The sequence below is a fragment of the Bordetella genomosp. 4 genome (assembly GCF_002261185.1).
GTDB lineage: Bacteria > Pseudomonadota > Gammaproteobacteria > Burkholderiales > Burkholderiaceae_B > Bordetella_A.
In genome coordinates, this window is the sequence record NZ_NEVQ01000020.1 from 138,643 (window position 1) to 164,657 (window position 26,015).

Consider the following 26,015-nt stretch of genomic DNA (forward strand, 5'->3'; position numbering starts at 1 on the left):
AGATCGCCGAGCCGCTCTTTCAGGAATCAGGACGCGATATCAGAATCCTGGAAACCCGCGCGCTGCCGGTAGGCATAGGGCGTGATGCCGATCACGCGCCGGAAAGTCGACGTGAAATGGCTTTGGCTGGAAAAACCCAGTCCGAAAGCAATCTCGCTGATCGGAAGATTGAGGGTACGCAGCAGCGTTTTGGCTCGCCTCACTCTGCGCTCGATTACATACGCATAGGGCGCCATGCCAGTCTCGGCCTTGAAGCGCCGCGCAAACGTATCGATGGGCATTCCAGCCAGCCGCGCCAGTTCGCTTAGCGATATCCCGGCTTCGATGTGCGACTCGATGTAGTCGTCCAGGCGCTTGAGTACGCCACGGCCCAGGCGAGGCAATTTAGCGGCTGCGTCGGCAGATTGCCTGCCAACGTTGCCACCTAGCCGCAGCGATATCACCGCCAGCACGTGTTCCAGGTACGCCGCCTCTGGCAGTTGGCCTGCAGCCATTTCGGCAGCGAGCGACGCCATGAGCGCGCGGATAACGGAGTCGCTGGTATTGACGCGCAGCGGAACAGTGGACAATTTTGAACAGCCCGGCAGATCCAGATGCGGATCGACCCACAACGCGGTGTAGACAAGATCAGCATCGCGGAAATAGCCATTACGCTCTACTCCGGCAGGCACGAAACTGATCACTCCTGAACGGTCGCGGCCATCATAGATATGTTTGGCGCCGTCACGAATATGAGTGCGCGCAGTAGCGCCACGCTCGGTCAGGATGATGACGTGCTGTGGCGCCGTCCAACGAAACTCCGCCTCACGGCAAGTCCAGCGGCGGCGGTCGATAGTGATCTGGCCGCCGTACAACGAATGCTTTTGCAACGCCTGTCCGTCAGGCTGGCTCGCGAGGATCTGTCCATTGCCCACTAACGGTTGCAGCAATTGTGCCGATGCTCGATGTGTCGTGTCCATTCGGTCATCCTCCCCGTCGATACGGGCTATGGGTCGCTGAATCACCTCGTCCTCTGAAAGTACACAAAAAAGACGGTCATTTTGCAGTCGTTCAGCTGACAGTTAGGACAGCTTCATGAAGGTGTCACCCCTTTTCCCTAGCATGCCCCTCTCACGCGAGCGCCAGGGACGACGGATGTAACGACGGCTATGTCACCAGCTCTGTGTCCTCAATGCCCGCATATCCCAAACCGGAATTAACCAACATGCCTGACTCACTGAAAAACCTCCACCGCCGTCAATTGCTGAAATTCATTGCCGGTACCCCGGCATTTCTGCCGCTGGGCGCAGCCACGACCGCGATGCTCGCGGCCTGCGGCAGTGGCAGTGACGATGATGACGACGATGAGTCGACCCCGGTCCCAACTCCGCAAGTCAAATCCGCGAGGTTCGTCGGCATGCCGGCCCCTGCTGCCAGCAGCCCAGCCGAATTAGCCACCACCTCCGTGAAATCGGAACTGGTGTTAGAGCTGACTGACGGCAGCACCGTCAATTACAAGCTGGCCTATCAGCCGTTCTTCATGACCGGCGACATGGTGCCGGACGGCAATGGCGGCGAGATCCTTGCTGGCGGTTACTACGACATCAATAACCAGCCATTGATGGACACCTCGGTGCCCGGAGATATCAGCCAGTTCTACTCGGACTGTCCCGATGGCACCTCGTTCCTGACGGTCGAGGGCGCAAAAGTCGACGGCGTCAAGGGCAATACCGTATTTGCGGTAGTGCAGTTCGAATACAAGAGCAAAGCCAAAGACGGCTCCAGCACCTACGGTGCACTGCCGTCCCCAATTGCGGTGCTGACACTGGATCAGGACCCCGCAACCGGCAAGCTCACACTGGTCAAGTATCACAACGTCGACACGTCGAAAGTCCACGGACTGTGGATCACCTGCGGCGCGAGCCTGTCGCCCTGGGGTACGCACCTGTCCAGCGAGGAATACGAACCGGACGCGTTCGATATGAACCAGGGGGGCCAGTCGCTGTCCACGCTCAAGGCCTACAGCAAATTCACCTACGGCAACGAGACCAGCGCCAACCCGTACAACTATTGCCATTTGCCCGAGATCGTCGTCAACCCCGACGGCACCGGTACGGCCAAGAAACATTATTGCCTCGGCCGTATCTCGCACGAGCTGGTCCAAGTCATGCCCGACCAGCGCACCGTGCTGATGGGTGACGACTACACCAACGGCGGCCTGTTCATGTTTGTGGCCGACAAGGAAGCCGATCTGTCCGCCGGCACCTTGTACGTGGCGAAATACACCTCGGTCCTGAGCGACCGGTCGGTCGACCAGGCAACCGCCGGCAGAATCCAATGGATCAAGCTCGGCCATGCAACGAGTGACGAAATCTCGGCACTGGTTAATACCGACAATATCCAGCCCACAGACATCATGGATGTGGTCAACGCGACCACCGCGCCGGACAACACCTATACTTCCGTAACGCTCAACAAAACGCAGCGTTGGGTCAAGCTGGCCGACGACAGCGACAGGACGCACAAAGCCGCTGCGTTCCTGGAAACCCACCGCTATGCTGCGCTCAGAGGCGGCAGCATGGCCTTCACCAAAATGGAAGGCACAACGGTGAACGCGAAAGACAAGATCGCCTATTCGGCCATCGCCAACATCACCGACTCCATGGTCGTCGGCCTGTCCGGTTACGTGGCCGAGCACAATGTGCACTTTCCCAAGAAAGTCAACGCCGGTTGCGTACTGCAGCATTTCCTGGGCGGCGGCATGGTGGACTCGGACGGCAATGCAATCAACAGCGAATGGGCTCCGCAAAGCACTGCCGTGCTTATCACCGGCGAAGACCTGCCCTCCGGCACAGCCGACGGTTTGGGCAACACAAGCAATCCGGATCTGATCGCCAGCCCCGACAACCTGAAGTTCTCGGAACAACTGCGTACTTTGTTCATTGGCGAAGACAGCGGCAACCACTTGAACAACTTCCTGTGGGCGTACAACGTCGATACCAAGTCGCTCGAACGTCTATTGTCATGCCCCGCTGGCGCCGAATCCACCGGCCTGCACGCCGTAGATGAGATCAACGGTTGGACCTACATCGCCAGCAACTTCCAGCACGCGGGCGACGAGTGGGCGCGCTATATGAACAAGGCCGACGAGGCAGGATCATCGATCACCACCGGTGGCTTGCCGGCCGCGCTCATGGCCCAGATCGATGAAGCTATCGACAAGAACTTCAAGGACAAGAACGGTGCCTATGTGGGGTATCTGACTGGGGATGTGAGTGCGATCAAGCTGAAGTGAAACGTAGAGGTGAGTTCGAACGAATCGGCCAATCCCTTGTGATTGGCCGATTTTTTTCAACTGCTGACAGCATTCCTCATGCCGCGGTGCAACACCGGCCGAGAGCGCTTGAGGATCTGCGTCCATAGCGATAAATTCGGTGTAACGACGTCATTGACGCAGTCTGCGCAGGAAGGCTGCAAAATCGTTGGAGCACGCGAATGGATATCATCGAAACCATCACTTCGCACACCGCTGCGCTGCAATTGCCGCTTTACGCCGTAACGGCGACCGCCATACAAAAGGCGGATACCCCAATCATTCTTACCTTGCATTGGCACGGGTTCCACCGCGACCGTGCATCAATTGGCTCGCTGCAGTCTGTTGCGGGTTCCGCAGTCCAAATCAACCAGCGCTGGCACGACTATGCCGTGATTGATCGCGCCGTGTTGAATGCGGGCTGGGAACTCGGGGCCTGGGATGTCGAACGCGTGGTCAGACCCGCCTGGTATCGCCTGAATGCGCCAGTGTCAGAAGCGCTGGCATGCCGCAGGGCCTTCGCGGATTATTCGGATCTGCCGGGCTCGGACGATGCGGTAATCGTCGAGGCACCGGATCAGCAAGCACTGCTCGAGCTCGCCTCGCGCCGAGGCTACGTCCGTTGGCTGTTCAGACCTCGCAAAGGAGGCTTGTGGAGTCAACTGGATGGGGATGACTGCACCCTGGACGGCGATGGGGGCCGCTCGGCCCCATGCCCGGTCTCATTGCAAAAAGAGGGCCGCGAACTGCGCCGGAAGGTGATTTATCGACTCGGAAAAGGCAGTGATTTTTTGATTCATTAAGTTTCATTTTGAATCGAAATTTCCTCTTGAAGCGCCTTTCTGGCGCCCATAAATTTTTTGCGCATCCGCCTGGATGTACGGCCACGCGGGTCCATCCGCAGCGCCGGCTTTCACTTTTTGATGATCAAGACTTCAGGAGATAGAGTCATGAAGATCCGTCCCCTTTACGACCGGATTATCGTTAAGCGAATCGAACAGGAACGCAAAACGGCTTCCGGCATAGTCATCCCAGACTCGGCAGCTGAGAAGCCAGAGCAAGGCGAAGTCGTCGCTGTGGGGCAAGGCAAGCGTAACGCCGATGGCTCGATACGGGCGCTCGAACTCAAAGCTGGCGATCACGTACTTTTTGGGAAGTATGCCGGCCAAACCGTGAAAGTCGATGGTGAAGAGCTGCTCGTCATGCGCGAAGAAGATGTCTTCGCCGTGCTCACCCCCCAGGATACTCAATTGAAAAAAGCGGCCTGATGCGACGACCGTAAAAATTGAGGAGCAAAAAATGAGTGCGAAAGACGTTAAATTTCACGATAGCGCCCGCAGCCGTGTCGTCAAGGGCGTCAACATCCTGGCCGATGCCGTAAAAGTCACGCTCGGGCCCAAGGGCCGTAATGTTCTGCTTGAACGCAGCTTCGGCGCCCCGGTCATTACCAAGGACGGCGTCTCAGTAGCCAAGGAAATCGAACTTAAAGACAAGTTCGAAAATATGGGCGCCCAGATCGTAAAGCAGGTCGCATCGAAAACCGCCGACGTGGCTGGCGACGGTACGACTACGGCCACCGTGCTGGCACAGTCCATTGTCCAGGAAGGCATGAAGTACGTCGCCTCCGGCATGAACCCCATGGATCTCAAGCGTGGTATCGACCTGGCCGTATCCGGCGTCGTAGACGCCCTGCGCAACATGTCAAAACCGATCTCTACCAGCAAGGAGACGGCACAGGTGGCTGCCCTGTCGGCAAATGCCGACGAAGCCATCGGCAAGATCATTGCCGATGCCATGGACAAGGTCGGACGCGAGGGCGTGATTACAGTAGAGGACGGCAAGTCGCTGGACAATGAACTGGATATCGTAGAGGGTATGCAGTTCGATCGCGGCTACCTCAGCCCCTACTTCATCACTGACCCGGAGAAACAAGTCGCTCAGCTCGACGATCCCCTGATTCTGCTGTACGACAAGAAAATCTCCAACGTGCGCGAGCTGTTGCCCGTACTGGAAAGTGCCGCCAAGGCAGGCAAGCCTCTGCTGATCGTCGCTGAAGATGTAGACGGAGAAGCATTGGCCACCTTGGTCGTCAACTCCATGCGCGGCGTACTCAAAGTCACTGCGGTGAAAGCACCGGGCTTCGGCGATCGCCGCAAGGCCATGTTGGAAGACATTGCCATCCTGACCGGCGCCACCGTGATTTCCGAAGAAACGGGCAAGCAGCTTGATAAAGCCACGCTGCAAGATCTCGGAAGCGCCAAGCGGGTCGAAGTGCGCAAGGAAGACACCATCATCATCGACGGTGCGGGCAAACAAGAGGCGATCGACGCGCGCGTCAAATCGATTCGCAAACAGATCGAGGATGCGACCAGCGACTATGACCGCGAAAAACTGCAGGAGCGCGTAGCCAAACTGGCTGGCGGGGTGGCAGTGATCAAGGTGGGCGCCGCAACCGAAGTCGAAATGAAGGAGAAGAAGGACCGCGTCGACGACGCGCTGCACGCCACGCGCGCGGCCGTCGAGGAAGGCATCGTACCCGGAGGCGGTGTCGCATTGCTGCGCGCCCGAGCGGCGATTCAGGATCTGAAAGGCAACAACGCCGATCAGGATGCCGGCATCCGCATCGTCCTGCGGGCCCTGGAAGCGCCGCTGCGTGCCATCGTGGCCAATGCTGGCGAAGAACCGTCGGTAGTCGTCGCGAAGGTCATTGACGGCAAAGGTAACTATGGCTACAACGCAGCCACCGGCGAGTACGGTGACTTGGTCGAGATCGGTGTCGTTGATCCGACGAAGGTGACGCGGACCGCATTGCAAAACGCGGCGTCAATTGCAGGGCTCATCCTCACGACCGACGCTACCGTTGCACAGGCGCCTGAAGACACCAAACCGCAAGCAGCTCCTGCCGAGGCCATGGACTTCTAAGCTTGGCGTCAGCTTCTTAATGCAGTTCTTGGGCATCGCGCTTCGGCGCGATGCCTTTTTATTATGGCCATTGCGAACGTGATGTTTTGGAAACGAGCGCGGATCGGTGGAGATGGTCGGCACACGGTCCAGCCAAATCCGCGCACTCGACGGCACCCTCGTCAGTCACGCAAGAAGTTGAGCAAATCCTGGTTCAAACGATCCTTGTGCGTATCTGTCAGGCCGTGAGGCGCGCCAGGATAGACGATCAACTTGGCACCCTTGACCTGCGCGGCGGAGGCCTTGCCCGCGGCATCAATCGGGACGATCTGGTCGTCGTCGCCATGGATCACCAGCGTAGGTACGTCAAACTTCTGCAGATCCGAACGGAAGTCAGTCGCCGAGAACGCAGCGATAGAGTCATACGTGTTCTTGTGGCCGCCCTGCATACCTTGCACCCAGAAGGCTTGAATCAGGCCTTGGTTAGGCTTGACGCCCGGACGATTGAAGCCGAAGAACGGGCCCGAAGCGATATCCAGATATAGCTGCGAGCGGTTCTCCAGCGATGCCTTGCGCAGGCCGTCGAAAACCTCGATAGGCAGACCGCCGGGATTGTCGGCAGTCTTGAGCATCAGCGGGGGCACCGCGCTGACGAGGACAGCTTTCTTGACGCGATTGGTTCCGTGGCGGCCGATATAGCGGGCCACTTCACCGCCCCCTGTGGAAAAGCCCACTAACGTGACGTCTTTCAGATCCAGGGCTTGAATCACCGCAGCCAGATCGTCGGCATAGTGATCCATATCGTTGCCGTCCCAGGGTTGGCTGGAGCGGCCATGACCGCGGCGATCATGCGCCACCACGCGATAACCTTGAGATGCCAGGAAAATCATTTGCGATTCCCAGCTGTCCGAACTCAGTGGCCAACCGTGGCTGAAGGTCACTACAGGGCCGTCTTTGGGGCCCCAGTCCTTGAAGTAAATCTGTACGCCATCGCGCGTCGTGATGTAGTTGCCGTTCTTGGTGACATTGGTCACGCGTGCCGCCTCTTCCGTCGGAGCAGCTTGAGCCGGGGCGCCGGCCTGCACAGCAGCGGCCAGTATAGTCGTTGCAACAGATTTGGATAGAGTGTTCATGATTAACCTCGTCGTAGTCATTCGGTTAGGAGCCGGAGTGGCTTAACGACATTCTGCGCGACCAATCAAGACGATTGATGATATAAAATCCAAGAAAATTAACTTAAAGTACAAAATGACAGATCGACTCGCGGAACTGTTGCAGCGCTTCGCCATTAACGCGCAGGTGTTTCACGCCGGTACCCTATGCGGCCACAACCTGTTGGAAGCACAAGATGGCTTGGGCCAATTGCACCTCATACGGCGTGGCCCGGTCGAGGTGATCCACGACGATATCTCGCTGACCGTCGAAACACCCAGCCTTCTACTGTATCCACGGCCGATGGCGCATCGATTCATAACGGACGCTGTAGATGGCGCGGACATGGTGTGCGCCAACCTGCGCTTCGAGGGGGGTTTGCACAATCCCATCAGTGCGGCCCTTCCGCCTTTCATCTGTCTGCCACTGGATTCGATTGCCGGCGCGACCGACGTGCTGCGAGTATTGTTCGACGAAGCATTCGAACAACGATGCGGCAGGCATGCCGTGGTGAACCGGCTATTCGAGGTAGTGATTATCCAAATCCTGCGGCAACTGATGGAGAGCCATCAGATGCAAAGCGGCATGTTGGCTGGACTGGCACATGCCCGCCTGCGCATCCCGATCGTAGCCATGCATGAGCATCCGTCCAGGGAATGGTCGCTAGAGGATCTGGCCAGCACCGCCGGCATGTCACGCAGTGCGTTCGCCACGGCGTTTCGTGAGGTGGTGGGCATCACGGCGGGTCAGTATCTACAGAGCTGGCGCATCGGCCTGGCTCAACGCGCATTACGCCAAGGCCAGCCGCTCAAGCTCATCGCCGCCGACGTCGGCTACGGCAGCGAGGTCGCCTTATCACGCGCCTTTAAAGCACACACGGGGCAATCACCCGGACAATGGCGCAAGTCGGTTGGGTAGACATTCGCGATACCTACACCCACCCACCACAGGAAAACCCCTAGAAAACATCGCGTCTTCATAGAGAAAACGCGGGTCCGAACACGGCTGTGCGTCACTCAACGCCGCATCCCAGTGCTCGACATGCCCGCGACATATGCCTATACTTTTTCAATAATAGACATTATGTCTAAAAATGGAGACAACGATGAATGCCCTTCCCCGCCTGGCCGGTGCGCTGGTGACCAGCGCACTCTGTCTGCTCTCGGCGCCGTCACGCGCCGAAGCCCCCCTACCCGATCTGATCAAGCTGATCGTGCCGTTTTCGCCCGGCGCCAGCAACGATGTGTTCGGCCGCGCCCTGGGCGCCAAGCTATCGAAGGAGCTAGGCACGAACGTTATCGTCGAGAACAAACCTGGGGCCGGCGGCGTGATTGGCGCGTCCGAAGTCGCGCGGGCAAAACCGGACGGCAGCACCCTGTTGTTCAGTTCAGTGTCATTCGTGACAAATGCGGCCACGCAGGAAAAGCTGCCGTACGACGCGATAAAGTCATTCACGCCTATAGCCGTAGTGGCACGCGGCGCCATGGTGCTCGTGGTGAGCAAGTCCACGTCGTATACCAGCGTGGCGCAATTGATCGATGATGCCAAATCCCATCAAGGCAAACTGAACTATGGCTCGGCCGGCATCGGATCCATCGGGCAAATGAGCTCGGAATTGCTGAGCCAACAAACAGGCACAGACATGGTCCACGTACCCTATAAAGGCATATCGAACGCCGTCACGGACATGATAGGTGGCCGGCTGGAATCCATGATCACCACGCCGGCGTCGGTCAGCGGTCCCTTGCAGGCCAAAGACATACGCGTGTTGGCAACAACGTCGACCACACGTTCGAAATTCTTTCCTGACGTACCGACTATCGCGGAAACCGTGCCGGGCTATTCCGTCGATGTATGGTGGGGGGTATATGCGCCCGTCGGCACACCGGCTGATTATGTGAACCGTGTGAATGCTGCCATACGCAAAGTCAGCGCCGAACCGGATATGCGTGAGCTGTTTGCTCGCGAGGCCACCGAACCGTCAGACATGAACAGCGCCGACGCGGCAAAATATGTGCAGGCTGAATTGTCGAAATGGCAAACGCTGGCATCTGAACGGCACATCGTTGCGAGCAAATAGTGGAATGGTGTAGGCCGCCGTTGTGCCGAGGCCGACCAACGTATGCCGACTGACCGGACCTGCTCTTACGTCGGTAGTTTTACGCCTTCCAGCTTGGCATAGGGCGGCGCGTATAACGCCGTATTGCCTCCTAAATCACGCGTCAGTTTCGCGCCGGCTTCCATGACGATAGGCAGATAGTTCTCGAACACGGATTTGTTGAAGCGGTACAGAGGCATACCCAAGGACAGAGCACAAACCAACCGTTGCCCCGGCCCAAAAATGGGACATGAAATCGCCGCGCTTTCCGTTTCGCGTTCTGCCAGCGAAATCGCATACCCGGCTTTACGGATGCTGTCATAGACAGCGCCTTTTTTACCGTCAAATGCCAATAGCACTTTACCCGCGGCGCCTTTATCCAGGTCGACACGATCGCCCTCGCGGACGTGCATGCGCACTGAGCGCGGCTGAACCATGCGATGCAAGCAGATGCGCTCGTCGCCTTCGCGGATATAGATGGCTGCGGTTTCCTTGGTTTGGCGGATCAGTTCGCGCAATACCGGCGCGGCGTAATCCCACAAACGGAAGGACTCCTGATACAGCATGCCCAGATAGAACGGTGTGGGTCCGAGCATGTAGCGGCCGTCCTCCAGGCGTTTGATAAAGCCGAATTGCTCCAGCGATTCGCACAGCCGCAGGATGGTGCTGTGGTACATGCCCGTGGCATTCATCAAATCAGTCAGAGTCATGCCTTCGACGCTCTCCTGAAAGGCCATCAGGATGGACAAGGCTCGATTGACTGACGCCACGCCCGAGTCGGCGGCTTTCGGCATAAAGGACTCCTGAATTTCTAAGGTTCGCTGATCAGCAAAAACGCCTCAAATTATATATTTTCGAAAATAGACATAATGTCTATTTTGTTGATAAACTGAAAATCATGGACAAGAAAACATCTGCTGCCAATCGCTTGAAACGCACGTCGTACTCCGCGAATTCTCACGGTCCATTGCGCGGTCTACGCGTCATCGACCTGTCGCGGCTAGTGGCGGGCAATATGTTGACATTGCAACTGGCCGATTTCGGCGCCGATGTCATCAAGGTGGAACCACGCAATGGCGATACCTTGCGCGCATTCAAGACGCGTGACGTCGAAACGTTCTGGAAGGTCTACTGCCGCAACAAGCGCAGTGTGTGCCTGGATTTCCGGCACGAGCGTGCCATCGGACTGCTGCGAAAAATGATCGACCGCGCCGATGTACTGGTAGAAAGCTTTCGCCCCGGCGTGTTGGAGCAAATGGGTTTGGCGCCGGATATGCTGCGCCGAACCAATCCGAAACTGGTGGTCGTGCGCATTTCTGGCTGGGGCCAATCGGGTCCATACAATCGCCGTCCGGGTTTTGGTACGTTGGTGGAGGGGTATTCGGGTTTTGCCGCGATGAACGGATTCCAGGATCGCGAGCCCGTACTGCCGCCCATGTTTTTGGGTGACATGACTGCGGGACTGTATGGCGCCAGCGCCACCATGACCGCATTATGGGAGGTCCGTATCAACGGCGGACAGGGACAGGACATCGATTTGTCGTTGTTCGAACCCATGATTTCCATACTGGGGCCGCAGGCCGCAAGCTACCGCATTACCGGCAAGGTAAAGGCTCGCACCGGCAGCCGGTCCAGCACCACGGCGCCGCGCAACACCTACAAGACGGCAGACGGCCAATGGGTATGCGTATCCACGTCGACGCAGACCATGGCGGCCCGCCTGTTCTGCGCCATTGGGCGTGCCGACATGAATGCAGATCCGCGCTACAGCACGAACGTGGCACGGCTGGAACACGTGCAGGAGGTAGATGCTGTCGTGTCCGAGTTCGTAGGCCAACGCACACTGGCAGAGAACCTGCAGATCTTCGAAGCCGCCGAAGTCACCGTCGGCCCCATCTATGACGCGTCGCATTTGCTACACGACGACTACGTGATCGCACGTGAAAGCCTGATCGATGTAGAAGACGCCGACCTGGATTACATGCCCATGCACAACGTCGTGCCGCGGCTGTCCACCACCCCAGGCACGTTGCGCAGACCCGCACCTCGCAAGGGCCAGCACACCGCAGAATGTTTGACAGAGTTGCTGGACGACACAGACTTGCAGCCGCTGTTCGACCAGGGCGTGATCTTTGGTGAAACATCAACCGCCAATAAAACCGAAGCATCCGTACCATCCGTATCGGCCCTGCCCCAGACAGCCTGACCGCACCTACCTGCACCGCATACTGACATCGAAGGAGACCCAATCATGAGCAAAATCGGAACACAGATCGACACGCTGGGCGCCTGGAAAGGCCCGGATATTGACTGGATGAAAGAAGGCCTGCATATCCTGAGCGATAACGAACAACGCGAGATCGACCTGGCGCTTAAACACCTGCTGGCTCAGGGAAACCTCGATTTTCCGGACATCACGCCAGAAACGTTCCCGTTGGACAAGGTGGGCGACCTGATGCGTGCTTTGCCCGAACGTCTGCGCCATGGCCGTGGGTTCCTGATGCTGCGCGGGCTGAATCGTCAAACCTATTCCGATGACGACATGACGCGCATCTATTTTGGCCTTGGGTCGTATCTGGGCAAACCGATGACGCAATCGTATCTGGGTGACATACTGGGCCACGTCATGGACGTCAGTGACTATGAGCCCAAATCGCGTGGGTACCGCAAAGGTGGTGGCCAACTCATGCACACTGACTCTTGCGACATTATCGGCCTGATGTGCCTGAAGTCAGCCATATCGGGCGGCGAAAGCCGCATCAGCAGCGCCCTGGCGGTGCACAACACCATGGCTCGGGAATATCCACAACTGCTGGAAATCCTGGCGCGCGGCTTGTACCTGAAACGCACCGATGAAGACGGCCGCCGTGCCACCCGCACGTACAGTCCGGATCGCGTGCCATTTTTCTACGAAGAAAATGGCGAAGTCACCTGCTACCTGCCCACAGGATATGCCCGTCTGGCCGAAAAGAGCGGACAATGCAACTATACGCCCGAGGAATCCGAGGCCTTGTACCGCGTACGCAAAGTATCGGCGTCACCCGAGCTGTATCTGGACATGGGATTTAAAGAAGGCGACATCCAATTCCTGAACAATCGCATGATGGTTCACGGCCGCACCGACTACCAGGACGCCAAAGACCTGGCCGATCGTCGGCACTTGCTGCGGCTGTGGTTCGAGGTCCCCTCGTGGCCCGCCATGCCGGAAAAACAGATTTTCCACACCGCCGAAGACCGACGGTTATGGAGTCAGTATCGCAAACCGTTGATTGAACTGCCGTCGGTGCATTATCAACAGCTGCTGGACGGCCAGTTGGGCCAGATGGTCGAGTGAGTGATAGGCACCGGCCCGCTATTAGCTTGGGGACAGCCACCTCCTGCCTCGCCGTCGCGGCCTCCACCAGCCCAGGGTTGATGGCCCCGGCCCCGGGCGGCATCTTGCAGATTTTTCTCAAGTACGGGTAAGCGATGATAAATATTAGTTCAGACTTAAACTAAGATTCGCAAACATCTCATCGCCCAGGCCACATCGGCATATCCGGGAGGACGCTATGCGTCGTAGACATCTGCTCGTAAAGCTCGTCGCTATTGCAATATTGGCCTGCCAACCTTTGCTAGCACACGCTCAGAAGACGGAAACCCAAGAGCCAGCGGTCATACATCTAAAGATGTCGCACTTTCTAGGCCCGAAAAGCTTTTTTCAAGTCGATTTAGTCGAACCTTGGGCGCGCGAACTCGAACGGCAGACGGGTGGCAAAGTAGTAGTCGAAGTGCTCAATTCAAGTTCGCCATTAGGAAATGTGCGAAATCAGGCGAGCCAGGTCAAAGCGGGCACAGTCGATATCGCGCTTGGGCTGCGCGGCGCTGAAGGCGAGCGTTTTATGCGAAGCTCGATTATCGAGTTGCCGTTCGTGGTTTCTGACGCAAAGCGCGGCTCTGAGGCGTTATGGGCGCTTTATAAAAACAACGTAATCGCTGATGAATACAAAGAGTTCAAGGTGTTGGCGTTGTTCGTGCAAAACCCCGGCCTGGTACACACAAAACAGACGCGAGTCGTCGAACTAAGCGACTTAAAGGACTTGCGTTTGCGGGTGCCAAACGCCACAGTTGCGACCACGCTCGAGTATGTCGGTGCACAGCCGAAACTACTGCAGCCCGACGAGATCATCCCTGCATTGAGAGCGAACCAGCTCGACGGCATTATCACCAATTGGGGCACGCCCATTCCCGGCTTCAATGATGAAATGAAGCAACACACCGCTGTGCCATTTTATGCATCGGCATTTTTTATCGTGATGAACAAAGCAAGGTACGAATCTTTGCCTGCGGATGTTCGCACAGCCATAGATCGCTTATCTGGCGATACACTCGTCGCCCAGTTCGGCCCGCTATGGGATAAATGGGATAAACCCTACTACGACGGCGCGCACGGACCTGGACAGGAGATAGTGCGGCCGGATGCTGCGACGTTGCAGCGTTGGAAGTCGGGCCTGCAGCCCGTGTCCGACACCTATATCAAAAAGCTCCAACAGCAGGGGTTTACGGACGCCCCTGCAGTGTACGATGGCTTGATTGCTAAATCCTCCATGCAATAAGCCATCTAGCGCGAGATCACGAACTCAGTAAGTCAGTCGAGAGTAATGTTCTCTCGTTTGACGACTTCAGCCAGTTGCTTGGTCTCGTTCGCAATACGTTTGGCAAAATCGCTCGGGCCGACCATGGCAATGGTTCCCTGTGCGCTCAACGCCTTGTTCGCTGCCGGCACCGACATCGCGTGCTTGGCCTGCTCGTACAATTTTTCAATAATTTCCGGAGAGGTTTTTGCGGGTGCCAACAATCCCAACCAGAACGTCACAGCGATATTCGGAAATCCCGCTTCGGCGATGGTAGGAACGTCAGGCAACTGAGCGAGCGGTTGCGGTGACGTCACTGCCAGCGCCTTGAGCTTTCCTGCTTTAACCTGCGGGATACTCGTCAGCGTGTCAAATAAGGTGTTGACTTCGCCGGACATCGCTGCTGTGCTGGCCTGTGATCCGGCCTTGTAGGGGACGTGCGTAGCCTTGAACCCCACTTCATTACTCAACATCGCATACGCCAAATGCGCCAGATTGCCCATTCCTCCCGAGCCGTAAGTTAGCTCAGAAGGATGACTCTTGGCAAAGGCTGTCAAATCTTTGAGTGAGTTGATCGAGTGCTTCTTTGCCCAATCGGCATTGACGTTCACGATGAATGGAGCGTCCAGTACCAGCGCGATGGGGGAAAAATCCGTGGACTTATAGGGCGAATTTTTGTAGACCAATGGATTGACGGTAATACTGCTGCTGTTGGTAGCCAACAAGGTGTATCCATCCGGTGCTGAACGCGCGACCTCGGCGGCTCCGATTGAACCATTGGCACCACCTTTGTTCTCTACTATCACGGGCTGTCCCAATGTCTTCGAAAGGTCGTCCGCCAACAGGCGAGCCATCGCATCGGTAATGGATCCCGCCGGAAACGGTACGACGATTCGAATAGGCTTGGCAGGCCACTTGGAGTCCTGCGCAAACACCGCGCTCGGGCCCAGCCCAAGCCCGGCAGCACCTGCGATACTGCCGCATGCTATGAGAAAGTCTCTACGCGATTTGAATATAGTCATTTTTTTGTCTCCGAATAGTTTGACAACTTCCAAGCCGAAAATACCGGTCTTGCTTTCTAAGCTGCTTTCTTCGTTGCGGCGGTTCCTGTTATGCCGCACGCCTCAAGTGCCTGCTGCTGCGCTTGAGTCAGTCCGAGCACTCGCGCGAAAACCTCTCGGCTGTGCTCCCCCAGGGTGGGTGCCGCACGGACGACTGCCGTTGGCGCTACTGTTTCTCTGAACCAGGGAGTGGTGGTCAGGTATTGCCCCAGATACGCGCGCGGAATCTTTGTGAAGAACCCCCGCTCACTGAGATGAGGATCATCCAGAATTTTCCAGACAGGCTTTACGATGCCGGCACTGATACCGGCCGCTTGCAGTATGTACATGGCCTTTTCTGCGGATCGTTGTTTAGTCCATTTGCCGATCTGATCGTCTATCATTTGCCGCTGGGTGCGACGGCCGGACACATGATTCAAAGAGGGTTCCTGCGCCAATTGCGGCGCCTCCAAGACGCCGGTCAGGGTCCGCCATTGCGTATCGTTGGCCACACTCACAACCAACCAATCGTCCTCGCCGGCGCATTGATAAATGCCATGCGGCGCGAAAACAGGATGCGCGTTCCCGCTGCGAGCGGAGGTACGGCCGCATACAGACTGCTCTATGAGGAACGGTGCGACCATCGAGAGCATGCATTCGACTTGCGAAAGATTGACGTGCCGCCCTCTCCCCGTGCGCGCCTGTACAAGCAGCGATAACAGCGCAGCGGCGCCGCCATTCCATCCCCCGACGGGGTCGCCATACGCATAGGATGTCAGTGACGGCGGATTTTGAGGGAATCCGGTGTGATGAGGCAAGCCGCTGGCCTGCTCGAGCGTGCCGCCATAAGCTCTGGTGGTGCTCCACTCATTGCCGCCGCCGAATGCCGGCATGGAAATCATCACCAGCCGGTTGTTCACCCGGGACAAGGCTGCGTAGTCCAAGCCCAATTTAGGAAGCACTTCGGTCGAATAGTTCTCGATGACCATGTCAGCGGTTTTCACCAGCTCGAGTAACACCGAGCGCCCCTCTGGCCGCGTCAAATCAAGCGTAATACCGATCTTGTTGCGGTTCATCAACGCGAAGTTTGAGTTCTTTTCGTACAGCCGATCGCGATAAAACTCCTCGGTATAGTGGGTTCCTCTCCACCAATCTGGATACTGCGTTGCCTCGACCTTGATGACTTCGGCACCAAAGTCGGCAAGCGTGCGCGCTGCCAACGGACCTGCCCAACCCATCGTCAGGTCAATCACGCGAATCTGCCGCAGCGGTGGCACGGCCACCGCCGAGCGTGGGCGGCGTGATCTGGGGCGCAATGCCTGCTCAGTGCGGTAAAAGGCATTATCTGCTCCCAATGCCGGCGCAGTTCCGCCTGGTAATGGCCCCGCATCACCAAGCGGCAGCGGAACGACCACACCCTCGAATTGGTTCGATCCGAATTCAACTGGGACAAACGCGCCACGTTCTCGATGGACCCGCTGCTCAAGTAATTCGTCCATGGTAGGCACCAGTACAGCCGGAAATTTATCGCGTGCCAATTGTTCAAACCATTCCTGTGCGGTCTTGGTCAGCAGCGCCGGAATCAGAAACGCGTCGATCTCGTCGGCATGTTGAATACGCGTCGGGCCATTGACGAAACGCGCGTCATTGGCGTGTTCCGGATGGCCGATCGCCGAGCATAGTGCCGCCCATTGAGGAGCCGTATGCGCGAAAATGCCGATCCAGCCCTGCTTGGTCTGGTAGATTCCCCCCGGGTGCGTCGTGCAGAATCGGTTCACGCCCAGACGGGCTTTGGGGTGGCGGCCGTCTTGCACCATGCCCGCCTCCATTTCCACCACCGAGAACGCCAGCTCATGAATACTGAGCACATACCGGCGAGTCCCGTCGGACGCTCCGATCAGTGCTGATATCGCACTCGAAAACGCGGCCAGGCCGGCGACAATGCCGGTTTGAATGTCGTGTGGCAGATGCGGCGGACCTTCCACCGCCCCGCTGGTGTAGACGGCGCCGCTCAAGGCACGGCAGACAGCCGTCGTTCCCACGAAATTGCGATAGGGCCCGTTTTCCCCAAACCAGGTCAAACACACCTCAATGGGAGCGTTCGACTCATCGGCAGCCTCCCCGGTGCCGCAGACCGGCCGGCTCAGCACGTCCACGCCTGCGCTCAACGCTCTGGCATCCAGAATCACGTCACAGGTTCTCGCCAGACGCGATAGCCATGCGTGTTCTTCAAAGCGGCTATTGTTCAAGGTAACGCTGCGTTTATTTGTGTTGAGCCAGGCGTTCAGCGCGCTTTGCGGCGCTGAGTCAGGAGTACTCAACAAAGGCGGAACAAGTCGCAGCTCTTCCGCAGCGGGTTCCTCAAGTTTGATGACTTCAGCGCCAAAGTCTGCGAAGAGCTTGCCCGCATAAGCCAGAGCCGCTCCGGTACCTATTTCGAGGACGCGAAGTCCAGCAAGGGCAAGCTGCTCCGTAGAGTCGTGCTTCATCACGGTCGGTTCCTCAGTAATTTTCTACTCACCACGTATCGACAAAGGAGCGACGTGCTCGGCCAGCACGCAACGCTGCGGATGCGATTCCCTGACGAATCCAGGTGCGGGTTTCGGCCGGATCGATGACTGCGTCGATTTCGGTCGTAGAAGCCACGTTGATGGCATGGCCACGCTCGTATGCGCGCGCTACCAATTGGTCGTAAAGCGCTTGGCGCTCCGGCCCTGGCGGAACGTTCTCGAGTTCCTTTTTGAAGCCCAACCTGATCGAGCCCTCCAGCCCCATCGGGCCGAACTCTCCTGTGGGCCACGACACCGCACAACTTGCAGAGCGAAAGCTCCCGCCCGCCATTGCCATGGCGCCCAGGCCATAGCCTTTGCGCAGCGCAATCGCCAACAGCGCGACGCGCAATTTGGCAGCCACCACAAACATCCGGGACACGTGGCGAACCTGCGCCTTGGCCTCCTCATCGGGGCCGACCATGAATCCCGGGGTATCGATGAGGGAAATGATCGGCAACCCATGGACGTCACACAGTGTCATGAAGCGGGCCGCTTTGTCCGCCGCATCCGCATCGATCGCGCCGCCCAAATGGTGGGGGTTATTGGCGATGATGCCCACGGGTTGACCCTCGACCCGCGCCAGCGCGGTGTGCAGCCCATGCCCGAATCCCGACCGCAACATCAATACGCTGCCGACGTCGGCGATGCCTTCGATGACCTTGCGGCTATCGTAGACGCGCAGGCGATTCTCTGGAACCATATGCCGCAGTTCGAGCGGATTGGGCGCCGACCAGGTTTTCGTACGCCCCTGAAACATCGAGAGATAGTGCTTTGCCGCCGCGACAGCTTCGGCTTCATTTTCCACGAGGATGTCGATCACGCCGTTGGCAAACTGCACAGGCGCAGGTCCAACCTCCTCGGGCTTGAAAATGCCCAGTCCCCCACCCTCGATCATGGCCGGCCCCGCCATGCCGATATTCGAACGCTTGTCCGCAATGATGACGTCACATACACCTAGAAAAGCAGCGTTTCCAGCAAAGCACCGACCCGACACAATGCCCAGCAGTGGCACCTCGCCGCTCAGTTCCGCCAAGGAAGCAAAGGTCGGTTGATACAGCCCGGACACGAATGGAAAGTCCACGTCTCCCGGACGACCGCCGCCGCCTTCTGCGAACAACACTAATGGCATCTCATCCCGATGTGCGCGTTCGACCAGCCTGTCTGTTTTGATGTGATTGCGTTTGCCCTGAGTGCCCGCCAGGACCGTTGCGTCGTATGCCAGCACGGCGCTGAGCGAGGCCTCATAGCCGAATTCAGCGCCATTGATGTTGGCAACACCCGTGACGATGCCATCGGCGGGCGTATTGGCGATCAGGTCTTCCTTTGTGCGTCGGCTGGCCTGCGCGGCAATGACTAATGCGCCATACTCGACAAAGGAGCCTTCGTCGCACAGATCGGCGATATTTTCACGGGCGGTCCGCTGGCCTCGAGAGTGCCGCTTTGCTACCGCGTCAGGACGGGCGTCATCATACAGAATCGCATGACGATCGAATACGGCCTGCAGATCCGGGCGAACCGAGTTCAAGTCGACGGTCTGTACGTCGGCATCAAAGTCGACACCGCCCTGCTCCTGCTCGATCACCACCAGGATTTCGTCTTCGGCTGCTTGATTTCCCTGAATGGCACGAACGTCCACGACTCGGCCATTGCCTTCGGCGACGACGGAATACTCCATTTTCATCGCTTCGATGACCGCGATGAGTTGGCCTTTCTGTACCACGTCATCGACGCGGACCGACAGTTCGACAATACGACCGCTCAACGGCGCGCGACAGGCGGCCAAATGGTCGTCGAGCTGCTCAATGTCAATTGCTTTCGAGACAGATGACGCAGCAGGCGTATGCGCGGCGTCGTCGATAAGCTGATCCTTCGCGTGCTGCTCCCGTTCTAGCTTGGTAGCGATAGTCAGCAGTTCCGGCAGAATCGCCTCTATATGGCGCGTATGGTTCTGCTGCCGCAGAAAATCATCACGCTCGACTAGCGCCCTGAGCAGCTCAATATTCGTTGCCACCCCAACGACACGGAATTCGGCCAGGCTGCGGCGCAGACGCCTGACGACGCTGGAGAAATCCTCGCTGGCACTCGATACGATCAACTTGGCCAACAGCGTATCAAAAGCCGGCGCAGGCGAGTAGCCGCTATAGGCGTGCGTATCGACTCGCACGTCAGGACCGGTGGGCGGATCAAACCGCTCAAGCCGCCCGTGTGCAGGGCGAGCCATGCCGGTAACATCGGTCGTTTCCGTCGTGATCCGTGCCTGAATGGCATACCCTCTCGGCTGCGGAGGACGCTCGGGGTCCAAACCCAGGATTTCGAGGCTTTTCCCCTGCGCGATGCCAATTTGCACTGCCACCAGATCTACACCGGTGACCTGCTCTGTGATGGTGTGTTCGACTTGCAGTCGAGGATTGGCTTCGATAAAAACGAAGTTCTTCTGCATGCCACGATCGTCTTCTTCGACGAGGAATTCAAATGTGCCCAGGCCGCGATAATTCACTTTCGAGGCGAGCTTTTTTGCTGCCGCGAGAATACCTGTGCGCAACGAGGCGTCGAGAACCGGACTGGGCGCTATTTCGACGACCTTCTGAAAACGCCGCTGCAGCGTGCAATCGCGCTCACCCAGAGCAATGACGTTGGCGCCATCGCCGACGATTTGCACTTCGATGTGGCGCGCACGATTGACCAGGCGTTCGGCATAGAGCGCATCCACACCAAACGCAGACATCGCCTCGGATCGACAGCGTGCATAGCGTTCGGGAATGTCGGATTTATCCTGTACGACACGCATGCCGCGCCCCCCACCACCGCCTACCGCTTTGATGACGATGCCGACGCCGCCCTGTTGGTCGAAGAACTGCATGATCTCTTCGAGCGTAGCGCCACCGGGCGTCGCCGGCATTACCGGAACATCGCATTCTCGGGCGAGTTTCAGCGCACTCCCCTTGTCGCCAAACAAAGCTAACTGCTCGATCTCTGGGCCAATGAACGTGATCCCCGCATCGGCACAAGCTTGTCCGAAATCTGATCGCTCGCTCAGAAACCCATAACCTGGATGAATGGCATCGCAGTCCCCACTTTTTGCTGCGGCAATAATGGCGTCGATATCGATATAGGCTGCCGGACCAGATCCATTCAGCGCAACCGCCGTATCCGCCAAAATTCGATGCCGTGAGTTCGAATCATCTCGGGAATACACAGCCACGCTTTGCATACCGAGGTCACGGATGGCGCGAAAAACCCGAACGGCAATTTCGCCACGGTTGGCAACCAGAATTCTTTTCATGGTTCTCGATCTCTTGTCTCATGGTTCTATTGCCGGCAAGGCAATCCAACCCATGGTATTTGCCGGGCAACTACGAGACAATTCACATCTTTCTCTGGCGGCTATAGCGGTTCGGCATAGATCAATCAGTGGAGTGAGCCAACGATGGACTTAAGACAACTGCGAACCATTCTGGCCATTGCGGAGACGGGCAGTCTCACCAGAGCGTCGGAATTGCTGCATATCGTTCAACCCGCGCTATCCCGGCAGCTGAAACAGTTGGAAGACGAGCTGGGCGCGCCCTTGTTCCACCGAAACCACCTGGGGATGGTGCTGACTGTGCCGGGCCGCCGCTTTGTCGATCAGGTACGTGTGTCTCTGAAAGGACTGAATCAGGCCAAGGCAGACATTGGCGCAGCGACCAAAAACCTGATGGGTTCAGTGGCCATCGGGATGTTGCCCGGCCTGGCCGCCGTAGTGGCGGGGCCATTGGTGACGTCGCTGCGTCGCCAATACCCGGACCTGAAAGTACGGATCGCCGCGGGATTCTCTGATTTTTTGCAGGATGGTCTCGAGGACGGCAAGCTGGATATCTGTCTCATGGGTGACTACCTGCAATCGGAGATGCTGCAGACCTCACCCGTATATCGCGAGCCGATTTACGTGGTCGGCCTGCCGGGTTCCGGGCTCTCGCGATCACAGCCAGTCAACCTCGCCGAGGTCGTAAAACTGCCTATGGTGGTGCCTGAGGCAAAGAGTCTGCGCAACGCCATCGACCGTGCGTGCACCATCATTGGCGTCAACCTGAATCCAGTCGCAGAATCGGACAGTACTGCCGTCATCCTGGACTTGGTTGAACGGGGTGTGGGCTACACCATTCTGCCGGTCATGCCCATTACGCCGATGCTGGAGGCCCGGCGACTCGTAGGCGCGCCAATAGTCAGTCCGTCGTTAGGCAGAACGATCGTTTCCTGCAGCCCCATGCTCACGCGTAATCCACATACGGTAAAGGCGCTACACAGTGAATTGATCGCCTTGCTGCGGCCATACGTGCGGAAATTCAAAAATGCAGGCGTGACGTGGCTCGCAGAGAAGGAAGCCGATTGGGAATCCCGTCAACCTCGGTTGACATGAAGGCCTAGCCGTCCGGATTCAGCGCGAGTGTGCTGTAACGAAATCCCCACCCAGAGTCTCAACGGTCATCCGCAAAGTGCAATGGCGCTCCGGTACACGCTCGCAGTTCCTCATCACTGATATCGACAAGCTTCTCTCTCAGAAGAAACCCTTTCGGCGTGATATCGACAATCGCCAGGTCGGTGTAAACGCGATGCACCACACCGAGGCCTGTCAACGGCAGAGCGCAGCTCTCGACCAGCTTGGGCGTGCCGTCCTTGGCGTTGTGTTCCATCAGGATGAATACTTTGCGCGCGCCGACGGACAGATCCATCGCACCGCCTACGGCAGGCGGCTCGCCTTTGCGGCCCAGGGACCAGTTGGCCAGGTCACCTCTCTGCGACACCTGCATGCCGCCCATGATGCACAAGTCCAGGTGGCCGCCGCGCATCATGGCAAACGAATCCACATGTCCAAAAAAGGCGCCTCCGGTGAGCAACGTCACGGGGCGCTTGCCGGCGTTGATGAGCTCGTGGTTCTCTTCGCCGGGCTCGGCTGCCGGTCCCATGCCCAGCATGCCATTCTCGCTATGCAGCAGGATTTCATCGGCGGGATCGAGGTGGTTGGCCACCAGCTCGGGCAGACCGATGCCGATATTGACGTAGCTGCCGGCAGGAATATCCTTTGCGAGCCGGGCGGCCATCTGAATGCGGGTGAGTTTTTGCATCGCGTTTTCAACTTGAGAATTGGGGATTGCTGACGACCACCACTCGCTGCACGAATATGCCGGGAGTCACGATAACCTCGGGATCGAGTTCGCCCAGCGCCACCTTCTGTTTGACCTGTACGATGGTTGTTTTGGCGGCTTGGCACATCACCGGACCGAAATTGCGCGCCGTCTTGTTGTAGGTGAGATTGCCCCACCTGTCGCCTTTTTCGGCAAGCACCAATGCGTAGTCCGCGTGCAATGGGCGTTCAAACACGTAGCCATGACCGTCGATCTCCCGGACCTCCTTGCCCGCTGCCAGCTCGGTGCCGTAGCCCGTACGCGTATAAAAGCCGCCGAGTCCAGCGCCCGCCGCATGCAAGCGTTCGGCAATCGTGCCCTGTGGAACACATTCCAATTCGATGCGCCCTTCGGCGTAGAACCGGTTGAACACGTAAGAATGACTGGCCCTCGGAAAAGAACAGATCATCTTGCGAACTCGCTCGGCCTTTATCAGCGCCGCCAAACCGACTTCGTGATTGCCTGCATTGTTGCTGACCATCGTCAGGTCGCGTGCGCCCTGCTCTAACAATGCGTGCAGGAGTTCCGTCGGATGCCCTGCGCCGCCAAACCCGCCGACCAGAACGGTCGCCCCGTCGGGGATATCGGCTACTGCCTCGTGTACGTTGTCCTTGAACTTGTCGATCATCTCAGTTCCGCATTAGTAAGTTTCGTCGCGCTCGCCTGTATCAGGCGCTGACACTGGCGCCGCCGTCCACCAGAATCGCCTGCCCGGTGATATGACGAGAGGCCTCACTGGCCAGCAAGACTGCAATGCCTTTCAGGTCTTCTTCACCGCCGACGCGCTCCAGTGGTATGCGGTCCAACAGCGACTGTCCCATGCGCTGAATCTGCACGTCCGCCATACGCGACGAGAAATAACCGGGGCATATGGCATTGACGTTGATGTTGTAGCGCCCCCACTCGCAGGCCAGCGTGCGTGTGAAGTTGACGGCCGCTGCCTTCGACGTGTTGTACGCGATCGTCGATACACCCTTTGCCGTACCACGCATTCCCGCGGCGGAGGCAACGGTGATGATCTTGCCGGCGCGGCGTGGAATCATCGTTCGGCGCCCGACTTCCCTGGAAAGATAAAACACGGCGTTGATGTTCAGATCCATGACCTTATGCCACGCTTCATCGGGGTAGTCTTCGGCAGGAGCCCCCCAGGTCGCGCCCGCGTTGTTGACCAGCACATCGATCACGCCAAAGCGATCCAGCACCCGGTCCACCAGACCAGGTATGGTGTCGAACTGCGAGAGGTTACCCGGCACAGTGAGCACTTCAATCCCTTGAGATTGCAGGTGCTGCGCGGCAGCCTCCAGCTCCGCTTCCTTGCGGGCGGTGATGGCCAACTTGCAGCCCATCTCGCCCAAGGCCTCTGCTATTTGCAGTCCCAGGCCGCGAGAGCCGCCCGTAATGAGAGCGACTTTTCCTTCCAACTGAAACAGCGACTTTACGCTCATCGATTTCTCCTTCCGGGCCGCGCCGATCAAGCCACTTCGAAAAGACCAGCGGCGCCCTGCCCACCGCCCACGCACATCGTCACGACGACGTACCGCGCGCCACGGCGCTTGCCCTCGATCAAGGCGTGGGCAGTCAGCCGGGATCCCGACACACCATACGGATGTCCTACGGCAATGGCGCCGCCATTCACATTGAGGCGATCGTCGGGTATGCCGAGCTGGTCGCGGCAGTAGATCACCTGGCAGGCAAAGGCCTCGTTCAGTTCCCATAGGTCAATGTCAGATACCTTGAGCCCGGCCCGTTTGAGCAGACGGGGTACGGCAAAGATAGGGCCAATGCCCATCTCGTCGGGTTCGCAGCCCGCGACGGCGAAACCGCGGAATATGCCCAGTGGTTGAATACCTCGGCGCTCGGCCAGCTTTGCATCCATGACCAGGCAAGCCGATGCGCCGTCAGAGAACTGGCTCGCGTTGGCCGCCGTTATCACGCCGCCGGGCAGTGCAGAACGGACGCCCGCGATGCTCTCAAGCGTAGTATCTGCACGTATCCCCTCATCCGATGAGATGGTCACCTCGCGGCGCGAAACTCTACCGGTGGCTTTGTCCTGCACCGCCATGATGGTCGTCATGGGCACGATCTCGGCGTCGAACAGGCCGGCGTCACGCGCAGCGGCGGCGCGTTGCTGGCTGCGCACGCCATAAGCATCCTGCGCCTCTTTGCTGATGTTATATCGGCGGGCAACGTTTTCTGCGGTCTGCAGCATGCTCAGATAGAGGGCCGGCTTGTGCTCGAGCAGCCAAGGGTCGCGACGCATGTGCATGTTGGCTTCGTTCTGCGTGCACGAAATGCTTTCCACCCCCCCGGCAACAATCATCGGCGCACCCTCGACCATCACACGTTGCGCGGCCAATGCGATGCTTTGCAGACCTGTGGAGCAAAACCGATTGATACTCATACCAGCCGTCGTTACCGGCAGACCTGCGCGCAAGGCGATGGCACGAGCGATGTTTCCTCCGGTTGTGCCTTCCAGATAAGTGCCGCCCATGATGCAGTCCTCGACTTCGGCGGGATCAACACCGGCTCGGGCAACGGCATGATGAACCGCGTGGGCGCCCAGCGTCGCGCCATACGTCATGTTGAACGCGCCGCGCCATGATTTGGCCAGGGCGGTGCGAGCCGTAGAAACAATGACAGCCTCGTTCATCCGTTGCTCCGAGAACCCTCGGCATTCACGCCGAGGAGGTAAGGGGCGCAGCCGTAAAGCTGCAAGATTGGTCTGATTTGAGTTAATGACTGGATAAATACCCAGTTTTTCGGTCTGGCGTGGATAGTATCTGGGGCATGCAAACCAAACGTGCCTACCGATTCCGGTTCTATCCAGCGCCCGAGCAAGCGATCACGCTTGCTCGCACGTTTGGTTGTGTTCGTGTGGTCTACAACCACATGCTTAGTCTTCGTTCGACAGCCTGGGCTGAGCGGCAAGAGCGCCTGGGGTATCACGCCACCTCTGTAGCCCTGACGGCGTTGAAAAAGCTGCCGGACTACGCGTGGTTGAACGAGGTCAGCAGTGTTCCGTTGCAGCAGACACTGCGCCATCTGCAAACGGCGTTTGCCGGGTTCTTTGCCAAACGCACGGGATATCCTCGCTTCAAACGCAAGGATGGCCCGCAATCGGCGGAGTACACCGCCAGTGCCTTTAGATGGGATGGCCGTTCGCTCAAGCTGGCGAAGATGACGGAGGCTTTGCCTATCCGCTGGT

Annotated in this window: 21 protein-coding genes; 11 read left to right on the forward strand and 10 right to left on the reverse strand. The window is 58.0% G+C overall.

The genetic code is table 11. The features are described from left to right. Nucleotides 1-26 precede the first annotated feature (26 nt). A complete protein-coding gene (locus CAL20_RS20150; protein WP_094838776.1) occupies nucleotides 27-959 on the reverse strand; it encodes an AraC family transcriptional regulator in 933 nt (310 codons plus the stop codon). A gap of 245 nt (nucleotides 960-1,204) precedes the next feature. Here CAL20_RS20150 and CAL20_RS20155 point away from each other — a divergent pair, with 245 nt between their 5' ends. From CAL20_RS20155 to groL, 4 genes are all read left to right on the forward strand, one after another. Beyond that, nucleotides 1,205-3,274, forward strand: coding sequence for a PhoX family protein (locus tag CAL20_RS20155; protein ID WP_094838777.1), 2,070 nt, complete (start codon nucleotides 1,205-1,207; stop codon nucleotides 3,272-3,274). A gap of 200 nt (nucleotides 3,275-3,474) precedes the next feature. Beyond that, nucleotides 3,475-4,095 (forward strand): diguanylate cyclase, encoded by a 621-nt coding sequence (locus tag CAL20_RS20160; RefSeq protein WP_179266707.1) that lies wholly within the window; start codon nucleotides 3,475-3,477, stop codon nucleotides 4,093-4,095. A gap of 147 nt (nucleotides 4,096-4,242) precedes the next feature. Continuing rightward, on the forward strand, nucleotides 4,243-4,560 hold the full coding sequence (locus tag CAL20_RS20165) for a co-chaperone GroES (RefSeq protein WP_094822846.1): 318 nt from the start codon (nucleotides 4,243-4,245) through the stop codon (nucleotides 4,558-4,560). Between the two features lie 31 nt (nucleotides 4,561-4,591). After that, a complete protein-coding gene (groL, locus tag CAL20_RS20170; protein ID WP_094822847.1) occupies nucleotides 4,592-6,214 on the forward strand; it encodes a chaperonin GroEL in 1,623 nt (540 codons plus the stop codon). A gap of 161 nt (nucleotides 6,215-6,375) precedes the next feature. Here groL and CAL20_RS20175 read toward each other — a convergent pair whose 3' ends face one another. Then, nucleotides 6,376-7,326: an alpha/beta fold hydrolase gene (locus CAL20_RS20175; protein ID WP_094838778.1), complete on the reverse strand. Its 951-nt coding sequence runs from the start codon at nucleotides 7,324-7,326 to the stop codon at nucleotides 6,376-6,378. Nucleotides 7,327-7,441: 115 nt separating this feature from the next. Between CAL20_RS20175 and CAL20_RS20180 the strand changes: the two genes are divergently transcribed. Both CAL20_RS20180 and CAL20_RS20185 read left to right on the forward strand, forming a co-directional pair. Then, nucleotides 7,442-8,263, forward strand: a complete 822-nt coding sequence (locus tag CAL20_RS20180; protein ID WP_094838779.1) for an AraC family transcriptional regulator — start codon at nucleotides 7,442-7,444, stop codon at nucleotides 8,261-8,263. Nucleotides 8,264-8,450: 187 nt separating this feature from the next. Next, nucleotides 8,451-9,425 (forward strand): Bug family tripartite tricarboxylate transporter substrate binding protein, encoded by a 975-nt coding sequence (locus CAL20_RS20185; RefSeq protein WP_179266708.1) that lies wholly within the window; start codon nucleotides 8,451-8,453, stop codon nucleotides 9,423-9,425. A 65-nt stretch (nucleotides 9,426-9,490) separates the two neighbouring features. Here CAL20_RS20185 and CAL20_RS20190 read toward each other — a convergent pair whose 3' ends face one another. After that, nucleotides 9,491-10,237 (reverse strand): IclR family transcriptional regulator, encoded by a 747-nt coding sequence (locus CAL20_RS20190; RefSeq protein ID WP_094822860.1) that lies wholly within the window; start codon nucleotides 10,235-10,237, stop codon nucleotides 9,491-9,493. Nucleotides 10,238-10,341: 104 nt separating this feature from the next. Here CAL20_RS20190 and CAL20_RS20195 point away from each other — a divergent pair, with 104 nt between their 5' ends. The 3 genes from CAL20_RS20195 to CAL20_RS20205 all read left to right on the forward strand — a co-directional run bounded on the left by CAL20_RS20195 (nucleotide 10,342) and on the right by CAL20_RS20205 (nucleotide 14,038). Beyond that, nucleotides 10,342-11,649: a CaiB/BaiF CoA transferase family protein gene (locus CAL20_RS20195; protein WP_094838781.1), complete on the forward strand. Its 1,308-nt coding sequence runs from the start codon at nucleotides 10,342-10,344 to the stop codon at nucleotides 11,647-11,649. Nucleotides 11,650-11,694: 45 nt separating this feature from the next. Further along, entirely contained in the window at nucleotides 11,695-12,777 is a 1,083-nt protein-coding gene (locus CAL20_RS20200; protein ID WP_094822862.1) for a TauD/TfdA family dioxygenase, read from the forward strand. A 217-nt stretch (nucleotides 12,778-12,994) separates the two neighbouring features. Then, complete coding sequence (locus tag CAL20_RS20205; protein WP_094838782.1) at nucleotides 12,995-14,038, forward strand: TRAP transporter substrate-binding protein; 1,044 nt, start codon at nucleotides 12,995-12,997, stop codon at nucleotides 14,036-14,038. A gap of 32 nt (nucleotides 14,039-14,070) precedes the next feature. Here CAL20_RS20205 and CAL20_RS20210 read toward each other — a convergent pair whose 3' ends face one another. The 3 genes from CAL20_RS20210 to CAL20_RS20220 are packed head-to-tail and all read right to left on the reverse strand — an operon-like array spanning nucleotide 14,071 to nucleotide 20,931. Beyond that, a complete protein-coding gene (locus CAL20_RS20210; protein ID WP_094838783.1) occupies nucleotides 14,071-15,078 on the reverse strand; it encodes a Bug family tripartite tricarboxylate transporter substrate binding protein in 1,008 nt (335 codons plus the stop codon). A gap of 56 nt (nucleotides 15,079-15,134) precedes the next feature. After that, nucleotides 15,135-17,585, reverse strand: coding sequence for a CaiB/BaiF CoA-transferase family protein (locus CAL20_RS20215; RefSeq protein WP_094838784.1), 2,451 nt, complete (start codon nucleotides 17,583-17,585; stop codon nucleotides 15,135-15,137). Nucleotides 17,586-17,613: 28 nt separating this feature from the next. Then, on the reverse strand, nucleotides 17,614-20,931 hold the full coding sequence (locus CAL20_RS20220; protein WP_094838785.1) for an acetyl-CoA carboxylase family protein: 3,318 nt from the start codon (nucleotides 20,929-20,931) through the stop codon (nucleotides 17,614-17,616). Nucleotides 20,932-21,075: 144 nt separating this feature from the next. On the opposite strand from CAL20_RS20220, the gene CAL20_RS20225 reads away from it, so the two are divergent. Further along, entirely contained in the window at nucleotides 21,076-22,044 is a 969-nt protein-coding gene (locus CAL20_RS20225) for a LysR family transcriptional regulator (protein WP_094838786.1), read from the forward strand. 58 nt (nucleotides 22,045-22,102) lie between these two features. On the opposite strand, the gene CAL20_RS20230 is transcribed toward CAL20_RS20225, so the two are convergent. The 4 genes from CAL20_RS20230 to CAL20_RS20245 are packed head-to-tail and all read right to left on the reverse strand — an operon-like array spanning nucleotide 22,103 to nucleotide 25,460. Next, entirely contained in the window at nucleotides 22,103-22,750 is a 648-nt protein-coding gene (locus CAL20_RS20230; protein ID WP_094838787.1) for a 3-oxoacid CoA-transferase subunit B, read from the reverse strand. Between the two features lie 7 nt (nucleotides 22,751-22,757). Next, on the reverse strand, nucleotides 22,758-23,438 hold the full coding sequence (locus CAL20_RS20235) for a 3-oxoacid CoA-transferase subunit A (RefSeq protein WP_094838788.1): 681 nt from the start codon (nucleotides 23,436-23,438) through the stop codon (nucleotides 22,758-22,760). A gap of 40 nt (nucleotides 23,439-23,478) precedes the next feature. Further along, a complete protein-coding gene (locus CAL20_RS20240; protein ID WP_094838789.1) occupies nucleotides 23,479-24,255 on the reverse strand; it encodes an SDR family oxidoreductase in 777 nt (258 codons plus the stop codon). A 26-nt stretch (nucleotides 24,256-24,281) separates the two neighbouring features. Next, the gene (locus tag CAL20_RS20245; RefSeq protein WP_094838790.1) at nucleotides 24,282-25,460 is read right to left on the reverse strand and encodes an acetyl-CoA C-acyltransferase; all 1,179 of its coding nucleotides are present in this window, start codon (nucleotides 25,458-25,460) and stop codon (nucleotides 24,282-24,284) included. A gap of 137 nt (nucleotides 25,461-25,597) precedes the next feature. On the opposite strand from CAL20_RS20245, the gene CAL20_RS20250 reads away from it, so the two are divergent. Next, nucleotides 25,598-26,015: helix-turn-helix domain-containing protein (locus CAL20_RS20250; RefSeq protein WP_143277085.1), on the forward strand; the 418-nt coding region annotated here is incomplete at its 3' end.

What these genes read in the sequence shown, in the direction of transcription:
- CAL20_RS20150 (WP_094838776.1), bottom strand. Translation starts at nt 959, where the DNA reads ATGGACACGACACATCGAGCATCGGCACAATTGCTGCAACCGTTAGTG.
- CAL20_RS20155 (WP_094838777.1), top strand. Translation starts at nt 1,205, where the DNA reads ATGCCTGACTCACTGAAAAACCTCCACCGCCGTCAATTGCTGAAATTC.
- CAL20_RS20160 (WP_179266707.1), top strand. Translation starts at nt 3,475, where the DNA reads ATGGATATCATCGAAACCATCACTTCGCACACCGCTGCGCTGCAATTG.
- CAL20_RS20165 (WP_094822846.1), top strand. Translation starts at nt 4,243, where the DNA reads ATGAAGATCCGTCCCCTTTACGACCGGATTATCGTTAAGCGAATCGAA.
- groL (WP_094822847.1), top strand. Translation starts at nt 4,592, where the DNA reads ATGAGTGCGAAAGACGTTAAATTTCACGATAGCGCCCGCAGCCGTGTC.
- CAL20_RS20175 (WP_094838778.1), bottom strand. Translation starts at nt 7,326, where the DNA reads ATGAACACTCTATCCAAATCTGTTGCAACGACTATACTGGCCGCTGCT.
- CAL20_RS20180 (WP_094838779.1), top strand. Translation starts at nt 7,442, where the DNA reads ATGACAGATCGACTCGCGGAACTGTTGCAGCGCTTCGCCATTAACGCG.
- CAL20_RS20185 (WP_179266708.1), top strand. Translation starts at nt 8,451, where the DNA reads ATGAATGCCCTTCCCCGCCTGGCCGGTGCGCTGGTGACCAGCGCACTC.
- CAL20_RS20190 (WP_094822860.1), bottom strand. Translation starts at nt 10,237, where the DNA reads ATGCCGAAAGCCGCCGACTCGGGCGTGGCGTCAGTCAATCGAGCCTTG.
- CAL20_RS20195 (WP_094838781.1), top strand. Translation starts at nt 10,342, where the DNA reads ATGGACAAGAAAACATCTGCTGCCAATCGCTTGAAACGCACGTCGTAC.
- CAL20_RS20200 (WP_094822862.1), top strand. Translation starts at nt 11,695, where the DNA reads ATGAGCAAAATCGGAACACAGATCGACACGCTGGGCGCCTGGAAAGGC.
- CAL20_RS20205 (WP_094838782.1), top strand. Translation starts at nt 12,995, where the DNA reads ATGCGTCGTAGACATCTGCTCGTAAAGCTCGTCGCTATTGCAATATTG.
- CAL20_RS20210 (WP_094838783.1), bottom strand. Translation starts at nt 15,078, where the DNA reads ATGACTATATTCAAATCGCGTAGAGACTTTCTCATAGCATGCGGCAGT.
- CAL20_RS20215 (WP_094838784.1), bottom strand. Translation starts at nt 17,585, where the DNA reads ATGAAGCACGACTCTACGGAGCAGCTTGCCCTTGCTGGACTTCGCGTC.
- CAL20_RS20220 (WP_094838785.1), bottom strand. Translation starts at nt 20,931, where the DNA reads ATGAAAAGAATTCTGGTTGCCAACCGTGGCGAAATTGCCGTTCGGGTT.
- CAL20_RS20225 (WP_094838786.1), top strand. Translation starts at nt 21,076, where the DNA reads ATGGACTTAAGACAACTGCGAACCATTCTGGCCATTGCGGAGACGGGC.
- CAL20_RS20230 (WP_094838787.1), bottom strand. Translation starts at nt 22,750, where the DNA reads ATGCAAAAACTCACCCGCATTCAGATGGCCGCCCGGCTCGCAAAGGAT.
- CAL20_RS20235 (WP_094838788.1), bottom strand. Translation starts at nt 23,438, where the DNA reads ATGATCGACAAGTTCAAGGACAACGTACACGAGGCAGTAGCCGATATC.
- CAL20_RS20240 (WP_094838789.1), bottom strand. Translation starts at nt 24,255, where the DNA reads ATGAGCGTAAAGTCGCTGTTTCAGTTGGAAGGAAAAGTCGCTCTCATT.
- CAL20_RS20245 (WP_094838790.1), bottom strand. Translation starts at nt 25,460, where the DNA reads ATGAACGAGGCTGTCATTGTTTCTACGGCTCGCACCGCCCTGGCCAAA.